This is a genomic window from Neosynechococcus sphagnicola sy1 (assembly GCF_000775285.1).
Lineage (GTDB): Bacteria > Cyanobacteriota > Cyanobacteriia > Neosynechococcales > Neosynechococcaceae > Neosynechococcus > Neosynechococcus sphagnicola.
Window position 1 is genome coordinate 1 of the sequence record NZ_JJML01000024.1, and the last position, 21,745, is coordinate 21,745.

Consider the following 21,745-nt stretch of genomic DNA (forward strand, 5'->3'; position numbering starts at 1 on the left):
AGCGGCACTTTTGACACTTTGACTGTCGATAATCGCTTCCGACGGGCTGCGATGACGCTCCTGTTCAATTCGGGTACACTCTCGCAATCGGTCGTGCATCCGCACCCAGGTTCCATCTTTGCGCCACTGACGAAAGTAGGTGTATACGGTTTGCCATGCCGGAAAATCCCCTGGCAACCCTCGCCATCGCACTCCCTCCACCAAAACATAGAAAATGGCGTTCAGAACATCCCACATATCGACGCTACGAGGACGACCACCGAATTTCGGCTCGGGTATCAAGTCGTTGAGTAGTTCAAATTGGGCTTGAGACAAATTACTGGGGTAAGCTTTACTCATGACGCTCTCTCAGTGCTGTGTACGACATATTCGCAGCTTACACTGAGTGAGCTTTTTTTACTCACTAAACGACTTTTAAAACACCCTCTGAGAACCGGCCAGCCCTAGGGAGGTGTCATAGTTATTTTTAGGAGTCAAAGACTCCTAAAAATAATTTCCAATCCAGTTTCTTTGGATTTTTGCAACTATCCCCCGCCTCACCCCACCCCTGGAGGAATAAGCAGAACTAATACTCGTAATAGTCGGGTTCAGGCTCGGGCAACACAAAATTAGAAGGGTCGTGAATATAGCGGGTGACTTCCTCTTCTAATCGGTGAATCAAATAAGGTTCTAAGATATTGGCATGTCGCAATGCTGCCAGATAACCATCTAGATAAAGCCGCAGATCATCAAAGCGATAGCCGCGCTGCCATAACTCTACGAGGTCATCCGTCAGATTTTGATAGAAGCGAATTGAGCGAGTATCCTGGAGCATGATTCAATTTGCAACGTCCTATCTGGATTGAGACCTGTTATCAATAACATCGATAGCGTTCAGTCGGATTTCGTAGGTTACAACATTAATTCTAACTTTTTATCCGGGATTCCTCCTAGTAGAAACCGTAGCCTTGGTAACCTACCCCTCGTCAATCATTCGCTGGAATAGCTACATGGAGACGTAGTCTGGAGTAAGCGTAGCCTTGGTTACAAAACCCTGACAAGTGCTTTGTTAACCTAAACCAACGCACCAGAAGTCATTTGAGGGGAAGCCTGCGGTTGTGGCATCAACTGGGATTCAAATCATCGAAACTAACCCCCACTTGCGATCGCTGCTAGGTTGGCATCTTCAGCAATCAGGCTACGGTGTTTATCAATCGGCTGATATCCATCAGGCCAGAGAGGTGTTTCAGGGTCGTCAACCAGCGTTGGTGATTTTAGATGCAGATTTACCCGACGGGGACGGCTTGGAATTTTGTAGCTGGCTACAGCGTCATCAATTGGCGTTGATTTTGATGCTATCGGTGCGGGATACGGAAGCTGACATTGTGGAAGGACTCCGAGCCGGAGCCGATGACTACCTGACCAAGCCCTTTGGGATGCAAGAATTTCTCGCTCGGATTGAAGCCCTCACCCGACGTATCCGCAATGTGGTCCCCCCCGCCTCCCTAGACTATGGTGATTTGAAGATTGACCTCGTGCAGCGGCGGGTGCGGTTCAAGAGTGAACCCATTGACCTCACCCCTCAGGAGTTTAGTCTGCTATACGTTCTCGCCCAAGCCAGTGGTCTACCCCTCACCCGACTAGAATTGCTGAATCGAGCCTGGCCAGATGCCATTGATAATCCCCGCACAGTAGATACCCATGTACTGTCGTTGCGAAAAAAAATTGAACAAGATCCCCGGCAACCGAATTTAATTCAAACGATTCGGAATGTTGGCTATCGCCTGAATTTAGAAGTCCTGAAACCCCAGCCGATGGATAGCACCGAGACCAAAGTCCATAGGGGAAAGCGAACGGTTCCCCCCACCCCCTTGGTGATTCATTCTACGCTTCCTGGCTAGGGATGGAGGGATACAGCGGGGGCAGGTTTGCGATAGCATTTCTCCTGGGGGTTGGATCTGCGGTTGCCACCATTGATCCTACATGCAGTCACCATCGCCGATGATCACCAGTTCCCAAAATCCACTGGTCAAACAGCTTCGTAAACTCCATCGCCCCAAGGAACGTCGTCAGCAGCATCTCTGTCTCCTCGAGGGTACCCACCTGCTGGAAGCAGCCCTAGAGACAGCCCAACCCCTAGAGACAATTTGCCATACGTCGGACTGGCAGGAGCGCTATCCGCAACTTTGGCACCAAGCCAGTCAACAGGCTCGACGGTTAGAGCTGGTGAGTGCGGAGGTTCTCCGTGCGATCGCCACCACCGTCGAACCCGATGGAGTGGTGGCTACGATGCCCCGGCTCCATACCCAACCCCTGACCATCCAAACCTTGGGTTTAGCGATCGCAACCCTGCAAGATCCCGGCAATCTAGGAACCATTATTCGCACCACTGCGGCAGCGGGGGCAGAGGGTTTATGGCTGAGTGCGGACAGTGTGGATTTGGATCATCCCAAGGTGCTCCGAGCGTCGGCGGGACAATGGTTTCGGCTCCCCATGGCCATCAGTCCTGATCTGGAGACAGAGATCACCCAATGCCGTACCCAGGGCATCCAGGTCATTGCCACCCTACCCCAGGCACCGATCACTTACTGGCAAGTCAACTGGCAACGCCCCACCCTGATTCTCCTCGGCAATGAAGGAGCCGGACTGCCCCCCAATCTCATTGCCCTAGCTGATCAGCAGGTGCGAATTCCCCTCAGTTCTGGCGTGGAGTCTTTGAATGTGGCGATCGCGGCGGCACTTCTCCTCTTTGAAGCCCAACGCCAGCGGGGGTTTCAATGAGGTGCTAAAAAACGCTTGTTCATCTCCTTACAAAAGCCTGATGGATTGCGTTTTATCCGTAAAGATGATAAAGAAATCCGGTAATTAGCTCCCTTGGTATTGAATAATAGAGCATACCAGGCTCAAAAGCCTATCAACCTTGTCAGGAAAATGGAGCACCAGATGTCTCTTCGCTACAACAAAAACCAATCTCCCTTGCTTAAAATTGTTTACAGCCAAATGAAGATCGAAGGCAAGCTGGAGTTGGTTCCCATGGAACTCTATGCCGATGGTTCTGTTCAGCGCTGTCAATAAGCCCTCGATATCATTGTTTGCCCCTCAGTTGATTCTTGTGAAGATTCACCATCGGGAAACAACCGGTCAGGTAAACTGGGGCTAACGCACATCCTGTCACCGTTTTCAAGGTTAGCTATATGGAATTCTTATCTTCTGTTTTAGTCTTGTCTGCCGTTGGCATTGCCTCTTTGGTTCTGGTTCCGGTGCTGTTCCCTTTGATCATGCTGGTTGCCATTGTTGCAGCTATTTTCTAGTGCCGACTATCTCTGTGATGGAGTGGTTCTTCGTGGACAAGTTACCCCAGCACCAGTCAAGGGGGGAGTTGCTGCGATAAAGTTGCTTCAGAATGTTGACCTTTAACAGCGGTGAATGAGCGTATATCAAGTGCGGCTGATCAACCCAGCCATCGGCCTCGATCGCACCCTTTTGGTTCCAGAAGATCAGTATATTTTGGATTGGGCCGAGGCTGCTGGAGTACGCCTCCCCGCTGGTTGCCAGCAGGGAGATTGTTCGGTCTGTGTGGCCCAGATCCTGAGTGGGGTCATTGATCAACAGGAACAAAAATTCCTCCGCCCTGCAGAAATTGCAGCTGGATACACGGTTACCTGTGTAGCCTATCCGCGATCGGACTGTACGTTGCAGACCCATCAAGAGTCGGTGTTGTTTCAGTCCTCTTTATACCTGGCAGCGGAACCTTAATAACGGCAAACACCCCCGCCTAGCGGGGAACGCTTCCTGCCCCAATTCAGTCAGAAATGAATGCCAAAGGTAGGTTCCTGATCCCCAAGTGGCGAAAGCTAGCATCAACCGATGCTGAAATCATTGCTTCGAGTTAGATCTTGTTCTCTAGAATGCATTCGGAACCGAGCATCATGGGTACCCTGGATCAACAAGCTCCTGGCAGGGGGCTGCCCACGGCACCCCTCTGCAGCTGGCAATAATTTCTCCAGAAAGGGTGGACACGCTTCTTAGAAATGTTATGATTCTTAACACAAGATGGGATTTGACGCAGCGCAGGTTGGATGTTGTAGAAGCTAACACCAGGGGCTACAACCTGTTTTGATCGATCATAATTGGTGCAGTTGTCTCATGATACTCAAGCTCTGGTCTTCTGAATGGTTGCCATTTGAAGTCCCGATTCATGCACCCGAGAGCCGTTCTCTCCCTGCTGGGTTGCTTTCGTTCCCCCAAGCTTGACGGATAAAATTCAGGGCAATTTGCCTGGGTTTTTGTTAACTGTGTAACGTTGTTGGTTACATTCCGCTTCGATACTGTTTCTAACTTTCTGAGACTCGGTGCTATGAAGAACCCTCAGACCTCTCCTGACCTTGTTCGCGCCTATCTTAGGGAAATTGGTAGAGTTCCCCTCCTGACCCATGAGCAGGAGATCCTTTACGGTAAGCAGGTACAGCGTTCAATGGCTTGTCAGGATGTCAAAGATACCCTAACCGCCCAACTCGCTCGTGAACCTAATTTGGCCGAATGGGCTGCCCAACTCCAACTCTCGGAATCAGAACTCCGTCGAGCGATCGCAGAAGGCGAGCTCGCAAAACGGAAGATGGTCGAGGCTAACCTGCGCCTTGTCGTATCCGTGGCCAAAAAAATATACGAAGCGCAACATGGATCTGTTGGATTTAATCCAGGAAGGTTCCATTGGTATGCAGCGGGGGGTGGAAAAATTTGATCCCACCAAGGGATATCGCTTCTCGACCTATGCTTACTGGTGGATTCGTCAAGCCATTACACGGGCGATCGCGGAGAAAGGTCGTACCATCCGCCTGCCAATTCACATTACCGAAAAACTCAACAAAATTAAGAAAGCCCAGCGCCAGCTCTCTCAGAAACTGGGACGGGCTGCCACCGCAGTTGAATTGGCAGAAGAATTGGAACTCACCCCTCGGCAGGTGCGTGAGTACCTGGAACGGGCTCGTCAACCCCTCTCCCTTGATTTACGAGTGGGGGATAACCAAGACACTGAACTCGGAGAACTACTCGAAGACACCAGCCCCTCTCCAGAAGAATTCACGGCACAAGCAGCCCTGCGAACGGATCTAGAAACCCTGATGGCCGACTTAAACCCCCCAGCAGCGAGAAGTGCTCGCCCTCCGCTTTGGTCTGGAAAACGGACAGGCGATGACCCTGGCTAAGATCGGTGACCTCCTGAATATTAGCCGGGAGCGGGTGCGACAAATTGAGCGAGAAGCCCTGACAAAGCTCCGCAAACGCAAAGGCAGCATTGGGGAATATCTAGCCAGTTAGGCGGCGATGCCGAGCCTCTCAGGTCAACTGCAATGGTTGATCCTGTCCTCCGAACCCATCGGATTCGTAATTTTGAGGGGAAAACCCCACCTCAAGTTCGGTTCCAAGCACCTTGGGCTTTTACCGGTTTTTGTTACAGTGATGTTAAGAAACGTTTATAACTGTGTGAACGAGGGTTGCAACGTGAGTCATCCGTTAAATCGAGGCATTGAGTTCTTAGAAAGTGATGCTGAGCCTGGGAATTTACTGTGGCAGTATCTTCAATCCATGAACCCAGAAACCATTGCCCAGCTGTCCAAACCCAGCTCTGTCGAAGTGTTTCAGGTGATGGAGCGCAATATTGTTGGCTTGCTCGGGAACTTACCTTCCGAGCATTTTGGGGTCACTATCACAACCAGTCGGGAACATTTGGGGCGATTGATGGCTTCCGCGATGATTAGCGGCTACTTCCTCCGCAATGCGGAGCAACGCATGACTTTTGAGAAGTCCTGGCAACTAACGGAAGCAAACGGCTCAGACCTCTGAAGTCACCCCTTGCTCCCTAATGCCCTATCAACTTTTAGTTGATGGCCAAAGCGGTTTAAATCGGGTTATTGTTTCAGGATTTTCAATCCCTTAAACAATTCTTGACAGCCCACAAGGATTGACCTTGTCCCAACAACTCCCCCTGTCTCAGCCTGTTTTACCCAGTCATCAGCTGGATGGTTCAGTCCTCCCAGCCTTACGACAATCGCTTTTGACATGGTACCGTCAGGCAGGACGAGAGTTACCGTGGCGAAGCCAACAGGATCCCTATGCAATCTGGGTTTCTGAGATCATGTTGCAGCAAACCCAGGTAAAGACGGTGATCCCCTACTATCACCGATGGCTGCAGCAGTTTCCCACCATTGCCACCCTAGCCATAGCTGACCAGCAGCAGGTCTTAAAGGTTTGGCAAGGTTTAGGCTACTATGCCCGTGCCCGCAATCTCCATCGGGCAGCTCAGGTGATCATGCAGCAGCATCAGGGTCAATTTCCTGATCAACTTCCAGCGATTTTAGCGTTGCCTGGAATTGGGCGATCGACCGCAGGGGGAATTTTGAGTGCTGCCTTCCATCAGGCTTGGCCAATTCTGGATGGCAATGTCCAGCGAGTGCTGGCGCGATTAGTAGCCTTGCCCTGCCCCCCGCGTCAAGCTCTCAACGCATTGTGGCAACTGTCAGCCCAGCTTTTAGATGCCCAACACCCCCGAGATTTTAACCAAGCCCTCATGGATCTGGGGGCAACGGTTTGTACTCCTCAGCAACCCACCTGCCAAAACTGCCCCTGGCAACCCCATTGTCAGGCGTATGATCAAGGGATGCAATCCAGCTTACCGATGCGTGAACCTACTGTTCCCTTGCCCCATAAAACCATTGGTGTTGCCGTCATCTGGAACGACCAGGGACAGGTACTCATCGATCGCCGTCGCCAGTCGGGGTTACTGGGTGGACTCTGGGAATTCCCCGGTGGCAAAGTGGAGGTAGGAGAAACCGTTGTTGAGTGTATTGTCCGCGAGATTCAGGAAGAATTGGGCATTGAGATTGCGGTGGCGCAACATCTGGTTACGATTGATCATGCTTATACGCACTTCCGGGTGACTTTGGTGGTACATTGCTGTCGCCATATAGCCGGGACACCCCAGCCCTTGGCCTGCGATGAAGTGCGGTGGGTGACCCTGGAGGAACTAGATCAGTTCCCTTTCCCCAAAGCGAATGTTCAGATCATTGAAGCTCTGCACTCGCACCCACCCACCTAAAAAACAGCACTGGGAGCCTGCTCCCAGTGCTAGCGTTGGCAGTATCCAGCGCCATCCTCAATTTCACAAAAATGTCATACGATCGTTACAGGATGCTCTCTAAAAAGATGGCATTCTAACAGTAGTAGTTCTTTATGTGCTGTATGGCCTGATTCTTTAGTAGAGAGTCGGGCTTTTTTTGACAAATCCTTAGTTGTCTACAAGCCCAAACCAGAGATTTCGGGACGCAGGCAAGGCTTCCTGGTGGTCTGTGAAGATTTTTTTGCGGGGTTGAAAAACTTGCAAAAATAATCCCCCCTTTAAAAAGGCGTTAATCTTCAACTCAAAGTTGAGAGACTAATAGGTTATTCTGAACTAAATCAATATGGCCTTTCTCGTAGACAACCCTTATCCCTCACCATGAAACTGGCAGCCCGAGTAAGTCAGGTCACCCCTTCTTTAACATTGGCGATCGCTGCAAAGGCGAAGGCAATGCAAGCAGATGGACTTGATGTTTGTAGCTTCAGTACCGGAGAACCGGACTTTGAGACCCCCACCCACATCAAAGCTGCGGCTATTAAGGCTCTGGAAGCCGGGAAGACTCGCTATGGTCCCGCCGCCGGAGAACCCCGGCTCCGTAGTGCGATCGCCCAAAGTTTGCAGGCCGATGGTCTCTGTTATGCCGCTGAGAATGTGATTGTAACCAATGGTGGTAAGCATTCGCTGTTTAATCTAATGATGGCGCTCCTAGATCCTGGGGATGAAGTGATCATCCCGGCTCCTTACTGGTTGAGCTATCCCGAAATGGTGCGATTGGCAGCGGGAGTCCCCGTGATTGTGCCCACCGATGCTGCCAGTGGCTACAAAATTACCCCCAGCCAACTGCAACAGGCCATTACCCCCCGGACGCGATTGTTTGTCCTCAATTCCCCCTCAAATCCCACCGGGATGGTTTACACGGCGGCTGAGATTCAGGCGATCGCCGATGTCATTGTCGCCGCCAATGTCTGGGTGGTTTCGGATGAAATCTATGGCAAAATCACCTATGAGCCTGCTCAGCACGTCAGCATTGGCTCCCTGGGGCCAAAGATTTTTGAGCGTACCCTGATTAGCAGTGGCTTTGCCAAGGCTTACTCCATGACCGGGTGGCGCGTTGGCTACCTAGCTGGGCCAGTGGAACTGATCAAGGCCGCCTCGACCATCCAAGGGCATAGCACCTCAAATGTCTGCACCTTTGCCCAGTATGGGGCGATCGCAGCGCTGGAAGGTTCACAGGAGTGTGTAGAACAGATGCGACTGGCCTTTGCCGAGCGCCGCATCGTGATTTTGGATCTGCTGCGGCAGATTCCGGGTTTAACCTGCGGCCAGCCCGAGGGTGCCTTCTATCTCTTTGTTAACATCCGCCAAACTGGACTAACCTCCCTCCAGTTCTGCGATGCACTCCTCGAAACCCATCAGGTGGCGACCATCCCTGGCATTGCCTTTGGCGCGGATGATCACATTCGCCTCTCCTATGCCACCGATATGACCACCATTGAGAGGGGCATGGAACGTCTAGCGACTTTTGTGAAATCCCACCTCTGACCTGGGTGTGGGTGAAGGAGCAGCGTCAACTAGCGCAGGTTCGCCAGGGATGTCCCTAACCAATCCAGGCAGTTTTGTTCCTGAGTCGGGGAAGGATGGGCAATGGCAATAATATGGTACTGACTGGGCTGGGGAGATGCCAGCACTGCAGGACAGGTGCGGAGTTGATCTTGGTGAAACACCGTCAACTGAATTTGATCGCCAGGCTGAAAATCCTTGAGCCGTTCCGATAGTTGTTCTGCGTGCACCCGGATACCATTGATTGCCAGCAGTTCATCGCCGCTATCCAGACCTGCGTGCTGGGCCGGAGAGTCACTCTCCACCCCTTTCACCAGATCTCGACCCTGCTCTGCCTTCACGGTGAGCCCCAGATAGGGAATTTCCTCCGTGGTGTGGGCGAGGAGTTGCAGACCAAAGGGCTCCAGGTAAGTCTGGAAGGGTAGTTCCTCGGTGCCCTGTACATAGCAGTGCCAGAAATCAGACAATGACTCCCCGACCACTGATTCCATCACCTGCTGGAGCTGTTCGGGGGTAAAGCCAACTTCTGGGATGCCAAACCGTTGCCACATTTGGCGCATGACATCATCCAGAGATCGCTGGTGGGCGGAGCGCACCCGAATCCGCAAATCGAGGAGCAACGACACCAACTCCCCTTTGAGGTAGTAGGAAACTTGCGAATTGAGGCTATTGGCATCGGGACGATAGAGCTTAATCCAGGCATCAAAACTCGACTCCTGCAAAGGCTGCACTCGGCGACCGGGGGTGTTGAGAAAGCGAGTGATCTCCTTACTCAACCCTGCCAAAAAGGTTGAGCCATTCATCAGACCCGCCCGCAAAGGGATCAGTAAATCGTAGTAGCTGGTGGTGCCTTCACTGAACCAGAGGGAGGAAGTGTAGTTTTCCTGGTCGTAGTCAAAGGTCTCTAAGGCCAGGGGCCGAATCCGTTTGACATTCCAGAGATGGAAAAATTCATGGGCCACCAGCTGCAAGAACCGCTGATATTTCTCTCGGTTGCGGAACCCAAAGCGGGGATAGTTGAGGGAGCAGGACGTTTTATGTTCCAACCCGCCATTTCCTTGGGAAGACAGGTGAAGGAGAAAGAGATAGCGATCGTAGGGCAGCCCTCCAAATAGCTGCGCTTCCGTGTGAATCAGCTGTCGGATATCCTGAATGAGCTGTTCTGGCTGTTGATTGCCCTGCCCCCAAATGGCCAATTGGTGAGGTTTCCCCAGAACTTCAAAGTCATAGCAGGCATGAGTACCAATTTCAAAGGGGCTGTCCACCAGGGTGTCATAGTCGCTGGCTCGGAAGGTAGGTGGCGAAGCGGCCAGCTTCGGTAGTGGGGTGGTGACGTGCCAACCCTCCGGAGGCGCGATCGCTACGGTTATGGGCTGTTTTTCCCATCCCGGTAGATACAAAAACAGGGCGGCCCCATTGAAATAGCCATGGGTGGTATCTAAGTGATTGGTGCGCACCGACAGCTCATTGGCATAGATGTCATAGTGAACCGCGATCGCAGCAACCCCTGTTGTCTCTACTTGCCAGTGATTTTTACTGAGTTTCCGCCAAGATAGGGGTACCCCCGTGGCGGTGGCCGCCGAGAAACCCTGGAGATGGCGGGCGTACTCCCGCACCAGATAGGAACCCGGTGTCCACACCGGTAGTTTTAAATCCAGCCGAGGAGGCAAGAGCCCCTGTACTTGCAAGGTTAGCGAAAACAGATGGGTGGCTGGTGCTGGCATTGCCACCTGATAGTGGATCTGGAGCGGGGAGGGTTGGGTTGTGATGGGAGGCTGGGAGGTCGCCATCCCCGCAGGGTGGGCAACGACTGGGGAGGGAATGGGGTGGTCATCTGCTGCTTGATTCATGCCCGGTTTTGCATTGAGGTGCTGTTGTTTAAACGCGCCCGGCCAAGTGCATCAACTGCTTGAGATTCAGCAGTTGCAGGGTTTGATCCCCTGGATTTGCTTTCACCCAGCCTTTACTGTCTAGCTTTTCCATAATCTTGTGGGTATCTTCTAGGCCAATATCGCTGACATCGGCCAAATCTTGATGGGGCAGGTTGTAAATATTGATCCCTGACTCTAACGGCTGACCGTAGGACTCTGCCAAGCTGACCAGGGTATTGGCAAGCTTCACCGCCGAAGGTTGACCCCGCAGTTGCAACCGGAGATTGGACTGCCGCAGCCGCTTCACCATCAGTTGCAGCAGGCGGTGCTGGAATTTGCCATCCTTGAATAGCATTTGTGTGAATCGTTGAGCCGAAATACTGAACAGATGCACCGGAGATAGGGAAACCACATCGGTGGAGCGGGGCGACTCATCGAGAATAGCCATTTCCCCAAAAAAATCACCTCGACCTAAAATCGCCAGGGTTTTTTCTGTCTCCCCCGTCAGTAACCGCACTTTCACCCAGCCTGAGATCACAAAGTAGATGGCATTTCCCCAGGCATCTTCAATCACTACCGCTCGTTCGGCAGGATATTCATGCTCGGTAGCAATCGCAGATAGTCCTTCTAGGGTTTCTGACTCTGCGGTTTCAAATAGGGGAAATAATTGACAAATCGCTGCAATCTGCATGGGAGCACTTTCAGAATTCTAATGGAGGAGGCCGCTCAATGGCAGTCTGCAATGGAAGACTCACCCGATATTGTCCCCCATGATGGCTGTCCTGCCTACAAAAATAGGCTGATTTTGCCAACTTTGACTTAAGGATGATGATCCTTTTCATTCTAGCCCCTTGCTGATTGGAAGCACTTTGGGAGAAATAGTAGGGATCTTTGTTTTTACTCTTGCAGGGGAGGCACCGACGATACTGGAACGTTCTCAATCTGTTGGGGATTGCGATACATTGGAATTTGGGTCGTGCTCAATAACAGTAGGAATACAGCAATTTTCCTAGCTTGCAACTGGGTTTCAATTAATTTGACACCATTGACGCTGCTTGGTTCCGGTTAACCTCCTCAGCCCAGTGAGAATCTCGGGTGAAGATAATATCTACCTCTAAATTAGGGAATTCTTGTCGCAGGGCTGTGATCATTCCCTGACGTATGCAATCGAGATCCTGAACCTTCAAGTCAGCAGGCTGTTCCGGGAGCAACCAGAAGGCGTGCAAATAGATGAATTCACCGATTTTAGTACTGCGAAGCCAAATCTCTTGATAAGGCAGTGCATTTACATTCTGCTCAAAAACTGCTTTGATCTGCTGCTGTAAATTCAACTGGGGAGAACCCAACAAAAGTTGCCTAGTACTATCGATAATGATTTTCAAAGGAATGGGAAGAGTGATCAGCACTAAGATGATAACTAGGAGCGGATCGGCATAGGGAACCAATCTGGAAAATGACGTTTTTTGCAGAATAGTCGCTAAGCCGAAAACCAATCCAACCGCAAGACTAATTAAACCGTTGATCAACCAACTACTGGCATCTACACGAACTAGAGAGGATTGAATTTTCTTGGTAATTTGAATTTGTGTGATTGCAATGAATAGACAAACTGAGGCGGCTATCGCCGCATAAATGACGGCTACAGCCGAACCTGATACCCGACCACCATGGAGGATTGCTCCTACAGCCGAAATTGATGCAAATAGAGAAAGGATGGTAATCAGGAGAGATTTAAGGAGATTAATGAACGGTACAAAGCCAATGTAGCCGAACTGAAATAATTGGCTTTCTGGTTTTTTGCAGCAACCGGGAAATCCACAGCGTTGCTAAAGCCATAAAAAAACCTAATTAAATTAAAAAACTCCATCTAGAAGAATTGCTTCAGAGTTTAATGAAACTCCAAATGAAATTCCTAAGATTGAACAGAATAAAGCCCCAATAAGTGAAAGTCTGAGAGCATGTTTTTCTAAATTGACACTGTTCATGACAATTTCAAAGATGCTTGATTTAGTAGGGAAATTTCAGATATTTGGCTCTTTTGGGATCCTGAAGAAAAAATGGATCACTTGATACAAGTGAATTCATGAATAAAGCCTGAAAGCCTTATGGAGAAAGTCATTAGTCTTGCTGATCTTCTCAAACCCAGAAAAGCTAGATATCTAGATATGTAAAAGTATAGTGATTGTCGAGCTTGAAGGACTTTTGTCAATACAGTCAATAGACGACAATTACCACCTCTAGAACACAGCCTATCTTAACTTCTGTCAAGAAAGTCGCAACGCTTCAGGAATACCTAGGATATCCCGAACTTCAGCGAGGGATAGATTCAAATACTGATCCCACTTCTGAGCTATGAACTTTGCTGGAGTTTGAATTCCTAAATCCCAAGCACGAGACATTTCTTGCATCAAACGGGTAAATTCTTGTGGGTTGTAGATTGCTGTTTGAAAAAGACCTTGACTTACTATCATGATGCTAATTGGAATTGGGGATTGTGCCATCATAAAGACTTGAAGGGCAAATTCTCCCACCAAATCGACATCAAAATCTGCAACGACATGGTAGAAATCGTGGGTACTTCTCCATAACATTTTCATATAGGCAATGTCATCTTCGACAGGAACTTTTTGAAAGAAATGAGGATCAAAGCCCCTTGCGAGCATTTCCTTAGCATAGATATACCCGAAGGTTCCTTCTGGCAGCTTGATCAACTCATTCAAATCGATCAGTTCTGGTAGCCAACGCTCTTCAAATAAAGCATTGACTTCTGGGATTTTTCTAAGTTCAATCACTGACATTTGAGCTGCTTCAGTTTCATCCAGAGCATTTTCTAGCTCAAAAACTAGATTAGGGTTGTCATCTCCTCCTTTCAGTTGCTCGTGGTTAGACTGGAGATAATGAATATAGGCTGAGAAAGCCTTATCAACATCGTATGTTTTTGGAGAGTTACTCATTTCTATTTGCAGATTTCAACGTTATTTTTGAGAATTTAGCACGATAGCGGAAGGATTGAAGGTAGGAATTACATATTGAGCAATTTAGTTTTTATCGATGCGCTAATTCTAGCTGACATAGTGGTTTCTATGGAACCAGACACAGTTAGAAATCTACCCCGCGCTTCAGCTCAACCCCACTATTGGCATAGTGTTTGTGGCAGTAAACTTCGGAATGAACACTGGCTAACTCGAAGTAGGCGGGGGGATTTTTGCAGCGCCCGGTGATAATGACTTCGGTGTCCCGGGGTTTTCGCAGTAAGGCCATGACAATCGGCTCTTCCGGGAGTAGCTCCAGATCCACCGTGGGGTTCAGTTCATCCAGAATGATCGTCTTATATAAGCCCGAGGCGATCGCTGCCCTGGCAATTTCCCAACCCCGGCTCGGCTTCGACGTAGTCCAACTCCTGCTGCTGCCCCCGSCATACAATCGCGTCTCGGCCACAGCGCTGATGATCCACAAGACTAGGATAAATCTGCCGCAGTGCCGCGATCGCCGCATCTTCGGTGTAACCAGAGCCACCCTTGAGCCACTGCATAATCAAGACGCGGTGGGACTTATCCTGACTGATGCCGCGACCAATGGCTTGCAGAGCCTTCCCCAGGGCACTGGTGGACTTGCCTTTCCCTGCTCCTGTGTAAATTTCCACGCCCTCAATGGCTCGATGACTGGCATTGGCCGCCGTCATCGGACGCATCTCCGAGTGCAGATCGGCAATCTCCAGCAACCCTGGAGGCGCACCCCGTCCCGTGGCAATCACTTCCATCTGATCGGGCTTCTGTTTCAGGGCTTTGATCACCTCCTCGACGGGCAACAATCCCAGATCCAGTACCGGGTTAATTTCATCCAGCACCACCACCGAGTACAACCCCGAGGCGATCGCCCCCTTGGCAACATCCCAGCCCCGTTGAGCTTCCAGGCGATCAAACCGGGTAATGTCATCAGGGCCAAAGAACTCGGCGCGCCCGGTTCGTACCTGGTCAATCAGGTGGGGGAAGCCTCGTTGCAGGGCTTCAATCGCGCCGTCTTCATCGTAGGGACGCCCTGGGCCTTTGAGAAATCGCAACAACAGCACCCGAGTTTGGAGGGCAGAATGGATGCCCAGTCCAATGGAGCGTAAGACAACCCCGAGGGCGGCTTGGGACTTCCCTTTGCCCGCCCCATCATAGACATGAACTTGTCCCACCAAGCGTTCGGAGCGATGGGAGGCAGTGCGGATGCCGATGCCGTTTTTACTACTCATACTGGGTATATTCTTGAGTATTCTAGTGAATCGGATGTCGGGTTGGGGAGCTAACCGTGAAACCAGGTCGAGTCTTTGTCATTGCCGCCAATGTCTTCCTTGAGGTGATCCGCGATCGCATTCTATACTTGCTGGGTTTATTTGTAGTGGTCTTACTGGCTGCTATCTTACTCATTCCGGGGCTAGCCCCCGGCTCAGGTGGCAAAATCATCCTGGATTTGGGCTTGGCGGCGATCAATGTGATGGGTCTAATTGTCGCCGTATTTGTGGGCACCGGGTTGGTGAACAAAGAAATTGAGAAACGCACGGTGTTTGTCTTGATCGCCAAGCCCATGAGTTGCACTGAGTTTATTGTAGGAAAACATTTGGGTTTGTCAGCTGTGTTAGCCGTCTTGGTGACGCTGATGACCCTGGTGTATCTGGCGGGGCTGAGTCTGATGCAAATTCCCTTCCCCTTGGGGAGCTTATTACTGGCGATTTTTTATATTTTCCTGGAACTGTCGTTGCTGATTGCGGTGGCGATCGCCTTTGGGGTCTTTACTAGTTCCCTGCTGGCCACCCTCTTTACCTTGGCTGTTTATCTGGTGGGTCATTTCACCCGTGATTTAGTGGCGTTGGGGAAACTCACCAAAAATCCAGGGATTCAAAACCTCATGGATGGCCTCTACCTGATCTTGCCCGATCTAGAGCGGCTGAACCTGAAAAATCAAGCCATCTATGGCTTAATTCCTAACCCATCGGAGCTGTTAGCCAGCGGGGGATATGCCCTGCTGTATACAGTGCTGTTGCTGGCGATTGCCACCTTAGTCTTTGCTCGGCGCGAGTTTTAGGGGGGCATCCGTAAGCCTACCTGCCTATCCCCTCCTAGGAACTCTACTGAGCGAGTTGACAACCCTGACAGAGGCCGAAAAACTCTAGGGTGTGGTAGTAAATCTTGAAGTGGTGAGAGACTTGCAGTTGAGATTCCAGTTGATGCACCGGGCATTCGCCCAGGGAAATCGACTCTCCACATTGCAGACAGGTGAGATGGTGTTTGTCCTGCTGCACTAAATTGTACAAAGACTCGCCATTGGCTAACTTGCGGACTTGCACGACCCCCTCTAACTTCAGAGCCTCCAGAGAACGATAGACCGTTGCTAAACCCATGGCCTGACTGTGATTGCGGAGTTCCACATACATCTCCTGGGCAGACAGGGGACGATTGAGGGACTGGAGGAGTTCTAAAATACGTTCCTGACTGCGGGTGGGGCGAGTTCTCATGAATGGGCTTCGCTTCACTGCACCAGCGGCAGTATGGACGACCTTCTTCTACGTTAAAGTGAAATGGCTTTTAATTGTAACGGCTGCCCAGCATCTTCGAGCTGAGGTCACCAAGCATGGGGTGACGGCGAGCCAGCAGCCTCCCAGAACCGGCGTTGAACCGTCTGGTTCTCAGCTGCCTGACCAGTACTATATTTGGGACGATATTTGGGGTGGAGGTTTGAGTCTGTGGATCAACAATATCAGGCACTTGTTTACGTGACCCTGCGACCCTCTGTATTAGACCCAGCGGGCACGGCTGTGAAGTCCGGGTTGCAACATCTGGGGTATGACAATGTCAACCAGGTGCGAATTGGTAAATACATTGAAGTCACCCTGACGGCAGCGGATGAGGCCACCGCCCAGCAGCAGTTGGATCGGATCTGTGATCAACTGTTAGCCAACCCGGTGATTGAAACCTATCGCTTTGAGTTGATCCCGGCCGACGCTCCTGTGGGTTGCTGAGGGTTGCTCTCTGGTCTCAGCATTCCCCCCGGGGCTAGATGACTGCATAACTCCTGCTCCACCGTTGAGGTTTCGATGAAATTTGGAATTGCTGTGTTTCCTGGCTCTAACTGCGATCGCGATGTCGCCTATGTCACCCGCGACCTCATGGGACTGCCCACTCGCATGGTTTGGCACGAAGAGACAGAAATTGATGACCTCGACGTGATGGTGATTCCTGGTGGCTTTAGCTATGGTGATTACCTCCGCTGCGGGGCGATCGCCCGGTTTTCCCCCGTGATCCAGTCCACCCTAGAACACGTCCGCAAAGGCAAGTTTGTCCTGGGCATCTGTAATGGCTTCCAGATCCTAACGGAGGTCGGCTTGCTCCCCGGGTGCCTTGGTGCGGAATCGTGATTTACATTTTATTTGCGATCGGGTGCCACTGCGGGTAGACCACCCCATCGACCCTGGACCCAGGGGTACCAGGCAGGACAGGTGATTCACCTCCCCATTGCCCATGGGGAAGGCAGTTACTACGCCGATGCCGAAACCCTGGCTGGCCTGGAAGCCAACGACCAAATTCTCTTCCGCTACTGTACCCCCAGGGGAGACCTGAGTGACCTCGGGAACCCCAATGGCTCCTTACACCACATCGCTGGTATTTGCGATCCCTCGGGTCGGGTACTGGGTATGATGCCCCACCCCGAGCGGGCTGCTGACCCCCTCCTGGGAACCACGGATGGTCGCATCCTCTTTGAGGGCTTGCTCAGTGCTGTCCTAGCCTGACATCACGGAAGATTTAAGGGTAGGATGTTGTCAACCATCTGGGGTAGTGGCATCCTGGCAATTTTTTCATGAGTAAACGCATTGACTCGGCTCTAGTGCTGGCATTTGTCTTCACAGCGGGATTGAGTGTCGGTGGGCTGTGGTTACTACATCGGGTCGCCCCTGACCTGCTGCCCAACCTGGGCCGATCGCCCCAACATCCCCCCTCGGTTGTTCCCCAAGGGCTAACTCAACTCACCCTCTTGGGCGATACCTTTAGCGGTTACAGCACCTTTCGCAGCCAGGGATTTCAGCAAGCTCTGGCTGCGAGCCAGATTCAGCTGCGGTATGCCGATGAATTTGATCAGGCCAAACGCACCCATGCCCTGAATCAGGGGCAGGCTGACCTCTTAGTGACCACCCTCGATCAATTCCTCAAGCAGCAACCCCAGGGCAAGATTGTCGGTCTGATTGATCGCACCGTGGGAGCCGATGCCGTGATTCTCAATACCCGCAAATATCCGACCCTGAAGTCGTTACTGGATCTGACGCAACTGGTTGCTCGTTCCCGCAGTCAGGGGCCACCATTGGCGATCGCCTTTGCGGGGGATACCCCCAGTGAATATCTGGCCCTGGTGCTAGATACCCAATTTGAAGCCTTTAACCTCAGTGATTTTCAAATTCAGAAAGTTGCCGATGCCTCCGCCGCCTGGAAGCAGTTGCAAGACCCGAGTCAACCTGTTGCCATTGCCGTTTTGTGGGAACCCTACGTCACCCAGGCTCGCCACCAGGGATACACGGTGGTGCTGTCTAGTGAGGATGCCCCCGGTGCCATTGTTGATGTGATTGTGGCCTCCCAGCCCCTCATGGAACATCAGCCCCAGGCAATTACGGATTTTTTGGCGGCCTACTATCGGCGCATTGATGCCAACACCCGCGACTCCTCCCAACTGCAAGTCCAGATTGCCAACGATGGCAAACTCTCCCCGCAGGATGCCAGTGCTGTTTTACAGGGCATTGAGTTTTTCACAGCCCCGGAAGCCCAAACCTGGATGACCGATGGCACCTTGAAACGACGGATGAATGCGATCGCGGCGGTTCTCACCTTGTCCGGTCGCCTCAACCAAGTTCCCCCCGACCCGGCCAGCCTCTTCACCAGCCGTTTTCTTACCAGTGCCGCCAACAATACCCAAACCCTGATTAGTTTGGTCCGTGCCGATAGCCCCGACCTCGCAGATCGATTGGCTGGTAAATCCAGAGCCATTCCTACCCCCCCGTAAACTCCCAGCCAGCCAGATTCAAGCCGCCCCTGATATTGGCAATTTACAAGTCCGGGGCGAAGTGAAGTTTGGAGTTGGGTCGGCCCAACTCACCGCCGCAGGGCAGAAGACACTCCAGAAATTGGCTCAGGAAATTGCCGAATTTAATACCCAGACCGTGGCAGTTCGCATCATCGGCCACACCTCCCGTACTGGATCTGCGAGTCTCAATCAAACCCTGAGTCAAGAGCGGGCTCAGGTTGTGGTGAACTATTTGCGCCAGCAAGGTCTGAAGCATAATCTCCTGGCAGAGGGGCTGGGCTTTCGCCAACCCCTACCGGGGATTCCTCCCAGGGATGCCCGCAATCAACGCACTGAAATTCGTCTGGTTCGCGTCAACTGAAGAAGCCAGCCATGCCCCTCCCTTATCCCCATCGACAGCAACAACTCCAACGATTGATCCGGCACTTGGGTCTAGGGGAGGTGGCGACCATTAACTGGCAGTTACTGGATTTAGCCTTGACCCATCCCACCATTTCCGCTGAATTTAACTACGATCGCTTGGAATTTGTCGGAGATGCCGTGGTGCGGATGGCGGTCGCCGAGTTTTTGTGGAACACCTATCCTACCGCTGCGGTGGGGGAATATGCAGCCGTCCGCTCAATTTTAGTCAGCGATCGCACCCTAGCCCAACTCGCGGCGCACTACGATTTGGAGCACTATCTCCTGGTTTCCGCCAGTGCCCTACGAGATAAGGCAGGGGAAGAGTCCCGTTGGGCAGAAGCCTTTGAAGCTCTCTTAGGAGCCTTGTACCTGAGTGTTCATACCCTGGAACTGATTCATCCTTGGCTGGAACCCCACTTACAACGGTTAACCACTGAAATTCGTCGAGATCCAGCGTTGCAGAACTACAAAGCCGCTCTCCAAGAATGGACCCAGGCCCATTATCGATGCTTACCGGAGTACCGAGTGCAGGAAACGGACCCCCCCCGCCATGACAACCACCGCTTTAGGGCTGAAGTTTGGCTGTCGGGACAATTACTTGGTCAAGGTCAGGGGCGATCGATTAAAGCAGCAGAACAGGCAGCGGCGCAGGTGGCCTTTACCAAGATTCAGTCTTGACATCTCCCCATACTGCTTCGCTGAGCATGGGGTCTCTCGGAGGTTCTCGATGATCTATATCAATATCTTCCTGATCCTTCCCAACCTCAGAGATTGTTATCAATTTCCAACACAACTGACATCCCAGACATCCTCTTAACCTGGTCATAACATGGGGGTAAATTTGCCGGGAAATCTTCTCCACTTGCCGGGTTTTAGCTGTCTTTTCGGCAGAGATTGGCTATAATCGATGTCGAAATCAAGTTCGGTGTTAGGGCGCAAGAGTGTTTAGTTTTAGTCTGCCTCACGTTCTTTCCGGACTGAATAGTAACGAATTGGTTGGGAGAGAACTGTGACGATTTACATTGGCAACTTGTCTTTTCAGGCAACGGAAGAAGATTTAAAGGAGATTTTCACTGAATACGGTAACGTCAGTCGGATTACGCTTCCCATTGATCACGAAACAGGTAAAAAGCGGGGATTTGCCTTCGTAGAAATGGAAGATGAAGCCAAAGAAGATGTTGCTATTTCAGAATTAGATGGTGCTGAGTGGCTGGGTCGGGAATTGCGCTTGAACAAAGCGAAACCCCGCGAAAATCGCAGTGGTAGCGGTGGCGGTGGTAAATTTTCTAGAAATCGCTACTAGCGATTTGGCAGGTGTTAGTAATCGTTAAAGGTTCTCAGCGATCGCAACCCTGGCTTCAACGGTTCCAATGGCAACGAATTCCTACCCACCAAACGGGTGAAGTAGTTCCCACCTAGGTTGCTACTTCATCTATGTTTGTGTGATCGGCTGCCGATGCAGTGAACAGAGCGACGCGCTCTAGGTACTTGCTGTCTACCAGGAAGCAACCGGGGGTGAAGCGAACCACCCAAAATCCACCAGGACGGCAATCCAAAATCACACCCTCGTCTCCCAATGCAACCGTATCGGGGGGGCGCAACATTGGCATTGGATCAGCGGTCTTCAGGTAGGGGGGGCGCAGGCCTAAGCGGACGCGATCGCCAACGGCAAAAGGGACCAGGGTTGGCTGCGGCTCATCAGGGTTTGGCAATGGCTCTGAAGAGGGGACAGGAGACATCAAGGACTACGCCTCTGTTTTTTGTAAGGGATGACAGTGGGCGAGGCCGGCATCTGGTCTCTGCTGATAGGTTACGTCCGGTACCCATGTACTCACCGCCTGATCGAGACCGACGTAATAGAGATACTCCGCACTGGGGTTAAAGTGGATACCAACCCGCAGGTTGGAAAAGTCATCCTCACAAATTTCAAACCCAAAGCGAACCACAATTTGAGCAACGAGACATTCCGGGGTATCTGCATGTTCGCCCGAGGTCTCCCGCTCTTGCCAGAATTTCTCTAGGAACGGCTCTAGAATTGGCAAAACTTTGGCAGGATTGCCGCCTCGACTCGCGAAGATAATGGCAGGATTGTTCTCGACAACAATGTGAAAGGGTGTAGCCATTGGTTTAATGCCTGATACCGAATCCATCATGACATTATTCGACAATCTTGTTACGATGCCAATGGTCAATCCAGGAGAATGACGGGCACAGCTCGTAACCACTTCTGAAACTGCTACCAATGAGGAGCTATGGGGGCGCAAACCTCATGGGTTGAGGTGGTCTCTGACTTGAGATCTCTGCGGTGGCAGGTGCCATAGTTTCAGGGATCAAACCGCCACAGCCATTGGATGTGCAGACAGGATAGTTAGGCTGGTAAGTGCTGACACGCTGCCCAAATAGTGAATAACGATGATCCCGGATCTGGGTATAGAGGCGATCGCCCAAGAATTTCAAACTAGGGAGACCGCGATAGGCGGCGACAAACGTAGAACCCAACGGTAAAAGTCGACCAATTTCCTCTGCTGCATCACTGCCCTGCCATCGTTGGCGGGGGTCTGCTGATGGATCAAAATCATGCCCTGCTGACAATCTCCAGGCTGCACCCCCCATTGTTGGAGCGTATCCTGCGCCTGCATCGGCGCATATTGAAACTGAACACCCTGATCCAGGGTTTCCAACAGTTGCACCAGACCCACACAAAGGTTGCAGTTACCATCGTAGATCACGAGGTAGGACATATCTACTTAATTGGCGACTTCTAAACAGG

At 51.5% G+C, this 21,745-nt stretch carries 21 protein-coding genes and 5 pseudogenes; 14 read left to right on the forward strand and 12 right to left on the reverse strand.

Annotation, left to right across the window (positions count from 1 at the left end):
- Positions 1-339, reverse strand: a 339-nt coding sequence (locus DO97_RS11180; RefSeq protein ID WP_036533405.1) for an IS5 family transposase, incomplete at its 3' end; no start/stop codon positions are given.
- A gap of 226 nt (positions 340-565) precedes the next feature.
- Positions 566-814 (reverse strand): DUF6761 family protein, encoded by a 249-nt coding sequence (locus DO97_RS11185; protein ID WP_036533408.1) that lies wholly within the window; start codon positions 812-814, stop codon positions 566-568.
- 283 nt (positions 815-1,097) lie between these two features.
- On the opposite strand from DO97_RS11185, the gene DO97_RS11190 reads away from it, so the two are divergent.
- The 8 genes and pseudogenes from DO97_RS11190 (at position 1,098) to DO97_RS11220 (ending at position 8,635) form a co-directional block, all read left to right on the forward strand.
- Complete coding sequence (locus tag DO97_RS11190; protein WP_052128644.1) at positions 1,098-1,880, forward strand: response regulator transcription factor; 783 nt, start codon at positions 1,098-1,100, stop codon at positions 1,878-1,880.
- A gap of 100 nt (positions 1,881-1,980) precedes the next feature.
- Positions 1,981-2,760, forward strand: a complete 780-nt coding sequence (locus DO97_RS11195) for a TrmH family RNA methyltransferase (RefSeq protein WP_036533412.1) — start codon at positions 1,981-1,983, stop codon at positions 2,758-2,760.
- Positions 2,761-2,922: 162 nt separating this feature from the next.
- A complete protein-coding gene (locus DO97_RS27630) occupies positions 2,923-3,054 on the forward strand; it encodes a hypothetical protein (protein WP_275574998.1) in 132 nt (43 codons plus the stop codon).
- A 351-nt stretch (positions 3,055-3,405) separates the two neighbouring features.
- On the forward strand, positions 3,406-3,735 hold the full coding sequence (locus DO97_RS11200; protein WP_036533416.1) for a 2Fe-2S iron-sulfur cluster-binding protein: 330 nt from the start codon (positions 3,406-3,408) through the stop codon (positions 3,733-3,735).
- A gap of 601 nt (positions 3,736-4,336) precedes the next feature.
- Positions 4,337-5,295 (forward strand): annotated as a pseudogene (locus tag DO97_RS11205) (RNA polymerase sigma factor, RpoD/SigA family).
- Between the two features lie 183 nt (positions 5,296-5,478).
- Positions 5,479-5,820, forward strand: a complete 342-nt coding sequence (locus DO97_RS11210; protein WP_036533515.1) for a DUF760 domain-containing protein — start codon at positions 5,479-5,481, stop codon at positions 5,818-5,820.
- A gap of 142 nt (positions 5,821-5,962) precedes the next feature.
- Positions 5,963-7,072, forward strand: a complete 1,110-nt coding sequence (mutY, locus tag DO97_RS11215) for an A/G-specific adenine glycosylase (protein ID WP_052128649.1) — start codon at positions 5,963-5,965, stop codon at positions 7,070-7,072.
- 399 nt (positions 7,073-7,471) lie between these two features.
- Positions 7,472-8,635, forward strand: a complete 1,164-nt coding sequence (locus DO97_RS11220) for a pyridoxal phosphate-dependent aminotransferase (protein WP_036533420.1) — start codon at positions 7,472-7,474, stop codon at positions 8,633-8,635.
- Positions 8,636-8,664: 29 nt separating this feature from the next.
- Here DO97_RS11220 and DO97_RS11225 read toward each other — a convergent pair whose 3' ends face one another.
- From DO97_RS11225 to DO97_RS11245, 5 genes and pseudogenes are all read right to left on the reverse strand, one after another.
- Complete coding sequence (locus DO97_RS11225) at positions 8,665-10,443, reverse strand: M61 family metallopeptidase (protein ID WP_036533520.1); 1,779 nt, start codon at positions 10,441-10,443, stop codon at positions 8,665-8,667.
- Positions 10,444-10,531: 88 nt separating this feature from the next.
- Positions 10,532-11,215, reverse strand: a complete 684-nt coding sequence (locus tag DO97_RS11230) for a Crp/Fnr family transcriptional regulator (RefSeq protein ID WP_036533423.1) — start codon at positions 11,213-11,215, stop codon at positions 10,532-10,534.
- Positions 11,216-11,555: 340 nt separating this feature from the next.
- A pseudogene (locus tag DO97_RS22190) lies at positions 11,556-12,311 on the reverse strand (cation efflux transmembrane domain-containing protein); the annotation flags it as partial.
- Between the two features lie 477 nt (positions 12,312-12,788).
- Positions 12,789-13,478 carry a Coq4 family protein gene (locus tag DO97_RS11240; RefSeq protein ID WP_036533426.1) on the reverse strand — a complete coding sequence of 230 codons (690 nt, stop codon included), beginning with the start codon at positions 13,476-13,478 and terminating at the stop codon, positions 12,789-12,791.
- A 145-nt stretch (positions 13,479-13,623) separates the two neighbouring features.
- Positions 13,624-14,761, reverse strand: a pseudogene (locus tag DO97_RS11245) (cob(I)yrinic acid a,c-diamide adenosyltransferase).
- Between the two features lie 56 nt (positions 14,762-14,817).
- Between DO97_RS11245 and DO97_RS11250 the strand changes: the two are divergent.
- Positions 14,818-15,591, forward strand: coding sequence for an ABC transporter permease (locus DO97_RS11250; protein ID WP_036533429.1), 774 nt, complete (start codon positions 14,818-14,820; stop codon positions 15,589-15,591).
- 43 nt (positions 15,592-15,634) lie between these two features.
- On the opposite strand, the gene DO97_RS11255 is transcribed toward DO97_RS11250, so the two are convergent.
- The gene (locus DO97_RS11255; protein WP_036533432.1) at positions 15,635-16,021 is read right to left on the reverse strand and encodes a Fur family transcriptional regulator; all 387 of its coding nucleotides are present in this window, start codon (positions 16,019-16,021) and stop codon (positions 15,635-15,637) included.
- Positions 16,022-16,249: 228 nt separating this feature from the next.
- Here DO97_RS11255 and purS point away from each other — a divergent pair, with 228 nt between their 5' ends.
- From purS to DO97_RS11280, 5 genes and pseudogenes are all read left to right on the forward strand, one after another.
- Positions 16,250-16,525 carry a phosphoribosylformylglycinamidine synthase subunit PurS gene (gene purS / locus DO97_RS11260; RefSeq protein ID WP_036533435.1) on the forward strand — a complete coding sequence of 92 codons (276 nt, stop codon included), beginning with the start codon at positions 16,250-16,252 and terminating at the stop codon, positions 16,523-16,525.
- A 75-nt stretch (positions 16,526-16,600) separates the two neighbouring features.
- Positions 16,601-17,293, forward strand: a pseudogene (purQ, locus tag DO97_RS11265) (phosphoribosylformylglycinamidine synthase subunit PurQ).
- A gap of 68 nt (positions 17,294-17,361) precedes the next feature.
- Positions 17,362-18,934: pseudogene (locus DO97_RS11270) on the forward strand (OmpA family protein).
- Positions 18,935-18,945: 11 nt separating this feature from the next.
- Positions 18,946-19,653: a ribonuclease III gene (rnc, locus tag DO97_RS11275; protein WP_036533437.1), complete on the forward strand. Its 708-nt coding sequence runs from the start codon at positions 18,946-18,948 to the stop codon at positions 19,651-19,653.
- 331 nt (positions 19,654-19,984) lie between these two features.
- On the forward strand, positions 19,985-20,278 hold the full coding sequence (locus DO97_RS11280; RefSeq protein ID WP_036533441.1) for an RNA recognition motif domain-containing protein: 294 nt from the start codon (positions 19,985-19,987) through the stop codon (positions 20,276-20,278).
- Between the two features lie 112 nt (positions 20,279-20,390).
- On the opposite strand, the gene sipA is transcribed toward DO97_RS11280, so the two are convergent.
- The 4 genes from sipA to DO97_RS26505 form a co-directional block, all read right to left on the reverse strand.
- Positions 20,391-20,714: a regulatory protein SipA gene (gene sipA / locus DO97_RS11285; protein ID WP_081980724.1), complete on the reverse strand. Its 324-nt coding sequence runs from the start codon at positions 20,712-20,714 to the stop codon at positions 20,391-20,393.
- 6 nt (positions 20,715-20,720) lie between these two features.
- On the reverse strand, positions 20,721-21,098 hold the full coding sequence (locus tag DO97_RS11290; protein ID WP_036533444.1) for a hypothetical protein: 378 nt from the start codon (positions 21,096-21,098) through the stop codon (positions 20,721-20,723).
- A gap of 127 nt (positions 21,099-21,225) precedes the next feature.
- Positions 21,226-21,474: a thiol-disulfide oxidoreductase DCC family protein gene (locus DO97_RS26500; protein WP_239651665.1), complete on the reverse strand. Its 249-nt coding sequence runs from the start codon at positions 21,472-21,474 to the stop codon at positions 21,226-21,228.
- Positions 21,429-21,716: a thiol-disulfide oxidoreductase DCC family protein gene (locus DO97_RS26505; protein ID WP_072016427.1), complete on the reverse strand. Its 288-nt coding sequence runs from the start codon at positions 21,714-21,716 to the stop codon at positions 21,429-21,431. Before DO97_RS26505 ends, DO97_RS26500 begins: the two co-directional genes overlap by 46 nt.
- Between the last annotated feature and the right edge of the window lie 29 nt (positions 21,717-21,745).

What these genes read in the sequence shown, in the direction of transcription:
- DO97_RS11220 (WP_036533420.1), top strand. Translation starts at nt 7,472, where the DNA reads ATGAAACTGGCAGCCCGAGTAAGTCAGGTCACCCCTTCTTTAACATTG.
- DO97_RS11225 (WP_036533520.1), bottom strand. Translation starts at nt 10,443, where the DNA reads ATGGCGACCTCCCAGCCTCCCATCACAACCCAACCCTCCCCGCTCCAG.
- DO97_RS11195 (WP_036533412.1), top strand. Translation starts at nt 1,981, where the DNA reads ATGATCACCAGTTCCCAAAATCCACTGGTCAAACAGCTTCGTAAACTC.
- DO97_RS27630 (WP_275574998.1), top strand. Translation starts at nt 2,923, where the DNA reads ATGTCTCTTCGCTACAACAAAAACCAATCTCCCTTGCTTAAAATTGTT.
- sipA (WP_081980724.1), bottom strand. Translation starts at nt 20,714, where the DNA reads ATGTCTCCTGTCCCCTCTTCAGAGCCATTGCCAAACCCTGATGAGCCG.
- rnc (WP_036533437.1), top strand. Translation starts at nt 18,946, where the DNA reads ATGCCCCTCCCTTATCCCCATCGACAGCAACAACTCCAACGATTGATC.
- DO97_RS11240 (WP_036533426.1), bottom strand. Translation starts at nt 13,478, where the DNA reads ATGAGTAACTCTCCAAAAACATACGATGTTGATAAGGCTTTCTCAGCC.
- DO97_RS11290 (WP_036533444.1), bottom strand. Translation starts at nt 21,098, where the DNA reads ATGGCTACACCCTTTCACATTGTTGTCGAGAACAATCCTGCCATTATC.
- DO97_RS11255 (WP_036533432.1), bottom strand. Translation starts at nt 16,021, where the DNA reads ATGAGAACTCGCCCCACCCGCAGTCAGGAACGTATTTTAGAACTCCTC.
- DO97_RS11230 (WP_036533423.1), bottom strand. Translation starts at nt 11,215, where the DNA reads ATGCAGATTGCAGCGATTTGTCAATTATTTCCCCTATTTGAAACCGCA.
- DO97_RS11200 (WP_036533416.1), top strand. Translation starts at nt 3,406, where the DNA reads ATGAGCGTATATCAAGTGCGGCTGATCAACCCAGCCATCGGCCTCGAT.
- DO97_RS11185 (WP_036533408.1), bottom strand. Translation starts at nt 814, where the DNA reads ATGCTCCAGGATACTCGCTCAATTCGCTTCTATCAAAATCTGACGGAT.
- DO97_RS26505 (WP_072016427.1), bottom strand. Translation starts at nt 21,716, where the DNA reads ATGTCCTACCTCGTGATCTACGATGGTAACTGCAACCTTTGTGTGGGT.